This is a genomic window from Halorhodospira abdelmalekii (genome assembly GCF_016583625.1).
Taxonomy (GTDB): Bacteria; Pseudomonadota; Gammaproteobacteria; order Nitrococcales; family Halorhodospiraceae; genus Halorhodospira; species Halorhodospira abdelmalekii.
In genome coordinates, this window is sequence record NZ_NRRN01000071.1 from 1 (window position 1) to 9,431 (window position 9,431).

The window sequence follows — 9,431 nt, forward strand, 5'->3', positions numbered from 1 at the left end:
TGCGCTCACCGAGGGCTGCCTCCACAGCGGCCGCCATCGCCCAAGTCGCCTTCCCTGCACCGATAACGATCAACCGCCGAATCGTGCTTAGATCGAACCACTCCTCGCCGATGCGCAGCCACTCGCCGTCGCGTTGCAGTGCCTTCGCCACCGCTGCGTAGCCGTCCACGGCCGCCACTCCGGCGCGAAAGATCGCTTCGCACGCCTGAGCCCGACTCAGTCGCACCGCCGACCTCGTGGTGGGCTCCCACACCGGGCACTGTTCGACTCCGCAGCTGCCAAAAAGGTTTGGATGCGCGACAGGTAACGCTCCAATCCGTCAAAGCCGTGACTGCCCCCCTCCTCAACCACCTGCTCGCAGCCGTGCAGCGCGGTGATCGCCTCGCGGGCATCCAGCAGTTCATCGCCGAGTTGAGTGAACAGCAGCAGGTTTTCCTTCCGGTACTGTGACGGCGCCATGGATCGAAGCGCTTGCAGATGGCCCTCGTGCCACTCATAACGGCTGCCGTCGTGGAGATTAAGACCGCCGGTCGGCCCCAGTGCACAGCGCAGCGTTTCGTAAGGGCGCAGCGCCGGATTGATCAGCACCGCCCGCAGACTCGGGAACCGCTCGCTCAAGCAGAGTGCATAGAAACCACCGAGGGAACTGCCGATCACGCCGACCGACTCGAAGCGCGCCACACACTCGATCAGCTCACTCAGTGTCTCAAGCGCCAGCTGCGGATGGGTTGGCAGCGATGGGGCGAGGAAATCAACGTCCTGTAACTGCTGACGCAGAAGCATGGCTTTGTTGCCTCGCCCACTGCCGCCGAAGCCGTGGATGTAAAGGATCATTCGTCAGAACTCATTGAGTGGAAGCTCCTCCACCGGTGAACTGCACCTTCGGAACGCACCGGATGATCCGACAGCCAGCCGCTCACTGCGCACTCATTCTCTTTAGCCGGGGGCGGAGGACGTTGACAAAAACGTTCAACTGCTTTGCCAGCCAGTCCCGACAAGCCTCATCACTGTCGAATTCATCAAGCTGCGCATAAAGGGAGTACCCTGGGCGATCAGGGGTGGCATCCATGCCTTCGTGCGTCCCTTCCGGCAGTTCGGCGAGAATCTGTTCCCGCTCTCTATTGAGGACATCAAGGGCTCGAAATCTCTCTGGCTTCCTGCCACCGAGAAAGACACCACAGATACCGTGGCTCATGGCCCGAAAAGCGGTCACCCACACGCCGCGCAGCGGCATCGGTGTTCGTACATGGTTACGGGGTCGATAGAAGGGCGGCTCCTGATCCGGATCGTCAAACGTGATCCGCGTCAGGGGCACCCACCAGCGCTGTTCTTCTTCGATCGCCCGTTCGGCTGCAGCATCCTCGGCGTTTTCGCCGCCCTCCGCCTCACCCTCTTGCAGTGACACCTTATCGCCCTGTTGGACGAGCACGAAGGTTCGCTCGATCGTGTCGGTCCGGGCAACAACCCGTGGTTGAACGACCAGTCCCTGCTCACCGAACTCATAGATGGCAACCTCGACCAGACCGAAGCTGAAACCAAGCGTGGCGTTGCGAGTGATCAACTCGGTGATTCCGCTGACTCCCTCGCGGATTCCGTCTCCGGCGATAAGCAGTAGAAAGCGTCCCTCCCGCAGAGCGCGCGCGGTGGCGTCGACGAATATGGCCTCGTCGAGTTCGGGCTGCAGCTGTCGAGCGGCCTCATAAGGTGCATTCGGCTTCACTCCGGATGCCATGGCCACTCGGCGCTGGAGATCAGCGTAGTCCCACTTGGCGATGGCCCGAGCATAATCGAGAATCTGGGCGATGACCTTGCGCCGGGCCTCCGGATTACGCCACAGCTTGCACTCGACCAGGGTCAAGCGACCTGCAGGGTTGATGAAGGCGGCATCCACTGGCCCCGCCTCGGTCGTAAGCTCCGTGCATAGCGGCGCCAAAGGAGCGAAGGAGGGATCGATCTCGCGAATCGGTAGGATATCTGGATTCTCGATCAGCAAATCACGAAGCCACTCCTCACTGCGACCATTGGACAACCCTAGAGGAGCTCTGCGGGCTTTGATGAAGCTGCCGCCCTTATCCTGCTTGAGCAGCAGATCCGCATAGCTAGGCACGGATACACCTCCTAACGCCGTTCCTCGGGGCGGCGCCCATCGTAAGATAGATGCTCTCCTCTCCTTCTTTCATCCTTTCGCCCTTTTGAGCTTCAACTTCTTCAGCTGCTCGTGGACGAACGTAGCTTGTTGATCGGTCAGCGGGGATTGCCGGAACGAAGCCGCTGTACGTTGAAACGATTCAACTGCTTCCGGATCCACTGACATCAGGCCTGGTCAACTGCCACCTGGGCTACCATCTTGGCCGCCACGGCTACTGCGTGTTCCTCGGTCATCGCGCCGAAGGTCTCGCGAGCCTCATCCAGGCCGCTATCGGTATCGGGATAGGGAAAATCGAGGCAACAGACACTAAACCCGGGTGGCCGGACGTGGATCCTGATCAGTGGCCCATTCTCTGCCCCTTCATCGAGCAGGACCATGATCTGTCCGAGCTTTGGGTGTTCGTACAGCTTGCAGAAGGGGTCTGGGGGCGACATCTATGCTCCTTGCTTTTTGAAAATCTCTAACCAACCAACTGCTACGGCAAAGTAGTGCGGTTAGTTTTTGGATTATAAATATTGGGATTATATGGGGTATCGCTAGCGCTACCCTCCCCTACCGCTAGCGACACCCTCCCCCCATCGCCGCTCGCTACCCGAGGCGGCGGCGGGGGCTGGAAGTCATCCCGCATGCTCCTAGGGACACCCCAACGCCCCTGTTCCAAGAGGCGCTGAGCGATCCGCAGGCCGTGGAAAGTGGAGCGTCTCGATTGTGGATTGAACAGCAGGTGCCAGACGATCTGCCGGTAGAGCTCAAGGAAGGCAATCCCCACCTGAGAGGCGTACTGCTCCGCGATAGCGGCCGCCTGGACCAACTCGCCCTGGCTTAGCTGCTCGCGGACCAGCTGCGCATCGGCCTGTGTTCCCTCGGCGTGTCTGCGATCGCAGCTACCCACTTGCCCTTTCAGGCTACCCTCACTGGCCATTTTACGGACTTGATGTGCGTTGTGGCGCCGGATCTCATGGCGATAGCGCTCAATCGCATCAAGGTCGTTCGGGGTCAGTGCCGAGTCAGGGGCGAGACCGGTACGCATGTCATGGCCGTGGAGCTTCACCATAATCTCGAAGTGGTTTCGCTCTTGGGGCGTCATGCGTCCAGTGATCTCAGCTTCATTCTCGAGCTCGGGCGGGTGAGCAGTCTCTGTTTGGCAGCTTGCCGGTTCTTGAGAGGGCTCTGGTCGTGTCGGCTCGGGTTGCGTGTGGGGCGTTAACTCAAGGTCGGATTCGGTCCCATAGGGGATCGACTCAGGCGGCGGAGTTGGGATGGTCGGCGGGGTTTGGGGGGGGATCGGCTCTGGTTGCGGTACTGCAGCCTTCAATATCTCTGCTGCGGAGTTCAGTACTCCGGTTGAAGCGGTACGAGCAGCGGGCGCAGCCCTCTCAGTCGCATGCTCCGCGGCTTCTGAGGCACTCTTCTGCCTTGGAGCTGCTGCCCTGACGAGCAGTTCTACTTCCTTGGGGATCTTCAGCACCCAGTGGGTGCGCTCGTTGGTGCCGTCGTCACGTACCGGTGAGTACCAGTGAAGCATCCCGGAGCGCTGCAATTTTGTGCGCGCACGTCTCACTGATGAGGGGGTTGTCTGCAACCGTGTAGCAAGTTGCTCTAAGGAGGCTATGGCAGTGTAGTCGCCGCGTTGTCTCCCCATGTCCCAGAGATGCCGAAAGAGATCGACCGTGATGCGGTCGCGAGGCCCAGCTATTGCTGCTAGGTGACAGTCAATTACGCGTGGAATCGCGGTGTACGGCAGATTGTCGCATGCGTAGTCAAGCAGCTGTACTTGCTCCTGACGGGCGCGGTTGTCGGCGGGAATCAAGGCCGTGTCCTCCTTTATTTGGACAAAGCCACCTTGACTCGTCCCGGAGGAGGCACTACCCTATACGTGCGTTTGTTGGGTAGTTTTTCCTCCTCGCTGGACGAGCGGGAGCTTTCTTCTAAGTTGAGCCCCTGGGTGTTGGCGCACCCGGGGGCTTTGCTTTTGCCGGGTTGTCTATCTACACGTTCGGCACATCCTCTCTAAAGTTGTGTGGCATTGCAGCTAAGCTGAAACACACCAGGCCCGAGTTTAGCCCACCAATTTATTTTGCCGCAAGTATTAATTTCCAGCCGTGCTCGCGCAATTATCGCGGAGACGGATCCACCAGTATTCTCTAAAATAAAACGATAATTATTCACAATCTAAACCTTTTGCTCTTCATGATCAGTAACTTGTGCTAGTCAAACCTGTATTTTTGTAATTTACCTTGCTGCGTAGATGATCGCCGCGCTTTCTCTAATTTTCGTGGATTTCTTCCTCTGTCACTCTTGTTTGCGCTTGCGTTCTCTTATCTAACGCGATCGTGATTTGTGCCCTCTTTGGTGTTTATTGAGTAGGTCATAATTGATTTTGTTTATTTGATGCCGTTGTCCAAAGTTCCGAAATTTCAGTCGACCATCCCCGTAAAAGGCATTAGTTTCACACCGCAGATCGAAAGCGGGCGGTCTAGTCTTTCTGGGGGGGGGGGTGCCCCGGCTGTAATCCCGGGTTGACCATGTTGGGGTGGCTGGTTGGGAGCTGAGCCGGCTACAGAACCTGTTTGAGGAATACTGTCAGCGGTCCGCTCATGCTGGTCTCTGTTAGCGGTCTAGCCTTGTCAACCTAGGTTGTCAGTGGCTACGACCGTCACCGAGGTAGAGTTTCTTTGATGCGTGTTAACCCAGATTGATCGATGCGGCGATGAAAATGCTAGGGCTTAAGAAGGATGTGAGCCGTAGCGCTGTCGTATCCTCTCGCAAGTGCCTCCCCTTCCGCCCATTTTGAAGATAAGGGCACCGGAGTAGGCGTTTAGTCGAGATTGACAACCTTGGTTGACAAAGGTGCAGTTGCTGGAGGGGTGGCTGCGCCTAAACTTGTCAACCTAGGTTGACCAGATAGGGATTCGATTATCTTCAGGAGCCGTAGATCGGCCATCCCCGCCGCAATGGTGAAGAACACGCCGCACTTGGCGGCGTGAGCGGAAGACGTCAGCGTTGCAGGATGCTCAGCCGAGGCTGGTCAACCTAGGTTGACAAGAGCATGGATTAGCAAAGCGGTAGCTGTATCTTTGCCTGTCAACCTAGGTTGTCATCGGTTAGAGCGCCGAAGTGCTTGGCAGGTCGATGCGTGTCAACCTAGGTTGACCGTAGGAAAAGATTCACCTGCAAGGCGTTAGGCAAAAAAGCAACTCGCAATTTTTGAACCTAGCGCCGTTGGTTCCCCTCTTAATGCTCGCGGCAGAAAAAGGCCGCAGGAGTGGTTAGCTAGGCGGCCTATGTCAACCTAGGTTGTCAGCGGCTATATCGTTGGAGCGATTGGCAGGTCGATGCGTGTCAACCTAGGTTGACATGGTCGTGGATGACAATGCGACAGCCTGATATAGACATGCCGATCCGATTTTACGACTGCCAGGGCGGAGGTCGGTCAGCCGGTCGAAGTGTGTCAACCTAGGTTGACCGAGACAACGCAGAACCTGCTAACGGTTAAGTAAGCAGAGAAGGAGCACCGCTGTTGTCTTCATAGTTTTTTCACAAGGATCGCCCCTCATAATTCAGGATTCAAGACCGTCTAGGTAGATGGCTAGTCGAGGCTTGTCAACCTAGGTTGACCTGGAGGCGATTGTTTTGCTGCCCGCGTTGTAGGTGGCCCGTTCAGTCCCAACTGACAAAAGCTAAGATGCACGCGGGAGCGTACGACCATCCACCTCGTGGCCGAGGATCATGACTGGCGGAGTGAAGATGCTAGCTGATACTGGTCAACTTAGGTTGACAGGGGCGAGGGATACCACAGCACTAACTACAGTGGGTGCGGCAGTCTAGGTTGACTGTCGTGGAGAGCGAGAAAAGTCTCGTACTGAAGGCGATCATTGACACCGTACTGACCGGGCGAGCTAAGTGTTTGCCCAACAGTGCTATTGATTTGTATCAAACATTGTTTGTAAGGTTTTGATGGTTCCTTTTTCAGTGCGTGTACGGCGCACCCGTGTCAACCTAGGTTGACTGAGCTGACCAAAAGCGCGCAGCCACACGTGGTCTGTCAACCTAGGTTGACCGGGGTTCCAGCGGCGATCGTTCAAGAGTCCACCTCGCCGCCATAAGAAGCAAGTAGACGCTCCAGTTCCTCAAGCAGCCCAGGCTCCTCTGAACTGATCTGAACGCGCACCCCGTTCTTAAGCCGGTCGATCCGTGCCAGTTCTTTGCCACTCTGGGTCCGATAGATCTGAGGCGGGATCGGTTGCAGGCTCCTCCCACGGATGATCTCGCGCAGCAGCTGATCAGCATGGGTGCTGCTGTAGAGCACCAGACCATCCTCGACAGCCGAGGCCACCTCGTCCTTGCCGCCGGGGCAGCATTCGTAAAGCCGGTTAAAGGTCGACCAGCGTATCGTGCGGGGATCATCGACGCGCTCAAAGAAGGCCGCTGGGAGATCCAGGATACGGAGCGTCTTGGAGACCGATTGGCGGCTTATCCCTAGCGCTTTCGCGAGTTCGGTGCCGCTTGCGTAGACCTTGTGGTCGAGAAAATCCTTGTACTGAAGCGCCTGTTCGTAAAGCGCCAGGGATTGCCGCGATCGGTTCTCCGCGGCCATCGCGAGAGCAAGCTGTTGGTCGGTGAGTTCAGTGACCAGGGCAGTGAAGGGGACCTCGGCACGTTCACAAGCCCGCTTGCGTCGCTCCCCGTAAGCGAGCTCGTAGCGCCCTGTCACCCCAGGTTTCGGCCTGACCAGACCGGGCACCTGGTTTCCTCCCGTCTGTTCGATGTCCGCGACCAGTTCCTCAAAAGCCTGATCAGAGAACGACTGCTCAAGACGGTTCTGGAAAGGGCTCTGATCGACAGTCTGCGGATCAAGAGTCATAACCTGCATGGCGCCGTCGGCCGGGACGATCCCTTGTTCGACCAGTCTCTGGAGCTCCTGATTTTGCTTCTCGAGCTCGGCGAGTCGTTCGCTCGCAGCCCGGTGCTGCTGCTCAAGATGCGCAGCCCGCTCACGTTCGGCTGTAAGTGCAGTGCTACTCGCAGCGCCCTGCGCGCTTTCTAACTCGGCAATACGGGCATTTGCTTCCGCAAGCGAAGCTAATGCTTCATCTCGCTGCTGCTGCAGTCCTGCCTCGACCTGATCAAATTTGTTCCCCAGTAAACCCTGGTTACCACGTCGTCGTTTTGGCGAGGCAGTAGAGACATCATCGGCCGCGTCTAGCGCTGCTTCGAGTTCTTGAAACCGCTTGCGTTGACTCATCCGTTACTCCTCCACGCCCGCGGTTGCAGATGCTACTGCTGTCGCAGCACTTGCACCGCCCCCCTGTTCGAGACGCAGCCAAACTTGCTGAATGTTCCGTAGGATTTCATCCCCGACTTGAGCCAGCATCTGCTGAGCATCGCGGCGGGCACCGGCGTCTATCGGGGCGCTTGGGGGGATTTCACCAATAGTCTGCAGCTGCGTGCCGCCGATCTGGACAGCCCGGGTTTCCTTAAAGACTGCCTCCATTGTGATATCGCTATAGGAACTGCGGATGCGCCTAAGCCAGAATTGGTGGGCATTGTTGTTGGTCCGGAAACGGCTGCACAGTATCCTTACAAAATCAAAGGTTTTTGTTCTGCCGACAATCTTTGGAAACTGGTTGCACATCGCCCCGAGGGTCGCGAAATACTGAACAGAGCTAGCATAATCAAGCGCTTCCGGAGGGATCGGCACTACCAGACCGTCGGAGGCATAGACCGCATTCGCCGTGAGGAAGCCCAGAGATGGCGGGGTGTCAATGAAGATGATGTCGTAGTGGTCCTCGACAGCTGCTAAGCCGCGATCGAGGTGCGCGAAAAATCCAAAGTCTTCCTGCTCGTAGAGGCGGATTTCAGCATGAGAGAGCGCGCTGTTGGCCGGGAGGAGGTCAACCCCAGACCAATGTGTCGTACGTATGGCGCTGGCTAGTGTTGCGGGGTCGCCCTCGACGTAGAACTGAGCGAGTGTGTCGCTTATCTCAAGCTCTGCGTCAGGGATGATGCCGTGGTATTCCGTGCTGGAGCCCTGGGGGTCGGAGTCGACGATCAGCACGCGGTATCCCAGCATACCGAAATACTGGGCTACGTTAAGAGTAATACTGGTCTTGCCGACGCCACCCTTGTAATTGGTGATGGCAACGCGGGCTGCACGTGGGCTGTTGCCCCGTGAAGGGCGGACACCCTCAATCTCCATCATCTGGTGCAGAGTGCCTAGGTCGTAGTGGCGGGCGTTCTGCGCTTGATTGAGTTCCCCTTCGGGAAAGATGCCTTCCTTGATGCGTCTGCGAAGAGTCTCTCGGGCGATGTTCAGCATCTTGCAGACCTCGCCCTTTGAGAACTTCCGCAGGATTTTCTCGTGGTCGGGGTCAAAGCTCAGCTGGCGAATCTTCTCTAGGTGGCTTTCGGCACGCTCCGAGAGCTCAATCAGTCGATCCGCGGTGTATGTGACTACGGGTGAAGGGGCGTCTTGGTCTTCTGTCATGGCGGATCCCCGCGGCGATGATGGCTGGACATAAGCTGGCTGTTCTCGGCAAGCGACTCTGCGGCGCAAGACCTAGTATGGTGCACACAGGATGCCATGTGGCATGAATCCTTGCTTGAGGCATATTTTATTGCTTGAGGCACCATTTGTTGCTCACAGCACTATTTTTGCCACAAGATGGCTCGCGTGTCACGCTTAGTCCGCAACAACCAGTTCAGCTCCGGTGAACCAGTGGCTGTCAAGCGATAGCCTGTACCTGTCCAGATGTAGCACAAGGGGAGAAGAACATGGATCTGGCCGAGAAAACATGCATACCTTGCAGGGGTGGTGTGGCTGCGCTCGATCGCCCTAAAGCAGAAGAGCTGATCCAGCAGGTACCCGGCTGGTCCCTCGACTCGGAGGGCAAGCGGATCGTTCGCTGCTTCTGTTTTCAGAACTTCTTAGAGGCGCTTGCCTTCGTGAACCGTGTTGGCGAACTCGCCGAAGAACAGGACCACCATCCCGACATCAAGTTCGGCTACGGCTATGCCGAGGTCTGGATCCACACCCACGCAATTGGTGGGCTCCACGAGAACGACTTTATCTTGGCTGCAAAGGTCAACGGCCTGGAGCAGGCCGCCGATTAAAGCGACCGCGCGTGCAGACCGTGGGTGATCAACCAGCGTCGTCGCCTCACCGCCGCAGCAGGTCGCCTTTGATTAGCCAGACTAGGACGGTGAGCGGCCAAAGCAGGCCGGCGATGACACCAACGACACTCGCCACGTCGTTGCCGTGGTCGACGAACTTGACCATGGT

8 protein-coding genes are annotated in these 9,431 nt (G+C 57.5%); 1 reads left to right on the plus strand and 7 read right to left on the minus strand.

All coding sequences use genetic code 11. The features are described 5' to 3' along the window. The 7 genes from CKO15_RS12615 to CKO15_RS12645 form a co-directional block, all read right to left on the minus strand. On the minus strand, positions 1-226 hold a 226-nt coding region (locus CKO15_RS12615; RefSeq protein WP_200196861.1), incomplete at its 3' end, for a DUF4147 domain-containing protein. Continuing rightward, the gene (locus CKO15_RS12620) at positions 217-834 is read right to left on the minus strand and encodes a YqiA/YcfP family alpha/beta fold hydrolase (protein ID WP_200196864.1); all 618 of its coding nucleotides are present in this window, start codon (positions 832-834) and stop codon (positions 217-219) included. The genes CKO15_RS12615 and CKO15_RS12620, both read right to left, overlap by 10 nt. An 82-nt stretch (positions 835-916) precedes the next feature. Next, positions 917-2,107, minus strand: a complete 1,191-nt coding sequence (locus CKO15_RS12625; RefSeq protein WP_200196866.1) for a PDDEXK family nuclease — start codon at positions 2,105-2,107, stop codon at positions 917-919. A gap of 206 nt (positions 2,108-2,313) precedes the next feature. After that, a complete protein-coding gene (locus CKO15_RS12630) occupies positions 2,314-2,583 on the minus strand; it encodes a hypothetical protein (protein ID WP_200196868.1) in 270 nt (89 codons plus the stop codon). A gap of 41 nt (positions 2,584-2,624) precedes the next feature. Then, entirely contained in the window at positions 2,625-3,236 is a 612-nt protein-coding gene (locus CKO15_RS12635) for a hypothetical protein (protein ID WP_200196870.1), read from the minus strand. Positions 3,237-6,230: 2,994 nt separating this feature from the next. Then, positions 6,231-7,394, minus strand: a complete 1,164-nt coding sequence (locus tag CKO15_RS12640; RefSeq protein WP_200196872.1) for a ParB/RepB/Spo0J family partition protein — start codon at positions 7,392-7,394, stop codon at positions 6,231-6,233. 3 nt (positions 7,395-7,397) lie between these two features. Beyond that, a complete protein-coding gene (locus tag CKO15_RS12645) occupies positions 7,398-8,636 on the minus strand; it encodes an AAA family ATPase (RefSeq protein ID WP_200196874.1) in 1,239 nt (412 codons plus the stop codon). Between the two features lie 287 nt (positions 8,637-8,923). Here CKO15_RS12645 and CKO15_RS12650 point away from each other — a divergent pair, with 287 nt between their 5' ends. Next, positions 8,924-9,262: a 4a-hydroxytetrahydrobiopterin dehydratase gene (locus CKO15_RS12650; RefSeq protein ID WP_200196877.1), complete on the plus strand. Its 339-nt coding sequence runs from the start codon at positions 8,924-8,926 to the stop codon at positions 9,260-9,262. Positions 9,263-9,431 lie beyond the last annotated feature (169 nt).

Excerpts from the sequence above, each read along its gene's own strand:
- CKO15_RS12620 (WP_200196864.1), bottom strand. The coding sequence starts at position 834 with ATGATCCTTTACATCCACGGCTTCGGCGGCAGTGGGCGAGGCAACAAA.
- CKO15_RS12630 (WP_200196868.1), bottom strand. The coding sequence starts at position 2,583 with ATGTCGCCCCCAGACCCCTTCTGCAAGCTGTACGAACACCCAAAGCTC.
- CKO15_RS12635 (WP_200196870.1), bottom strand. The coding sequence starts at position 3,236 with ATGACGCCCCAAGAGCGAAACCACTTCGAGATTATGGTGAAGCTCCAC.
- CKO15_RS12640 (WP_200196872.1), bottom strand. The coding sequence starts at position 7,394 with ATGAGTCAACGCAAGCGGTTTCAAGAACTCGAAGCAGCGCTAGACGCG.
- CKO15_RS12645 (WP_200196874.1), bottom strand. The coding sequence starts at position 8,636 with ATGACAGAAGACCAAGACGCCCCTTCACCCGTAGTCACATACACCGCG.
- CKO15_RS12650 (WP_200196877.1), top strand. The coding sequence starts at position 8,924 with ATGGATCTGGCCGAGAAAACATGCATACCTTGCAGGGGTGGTGTGGCT.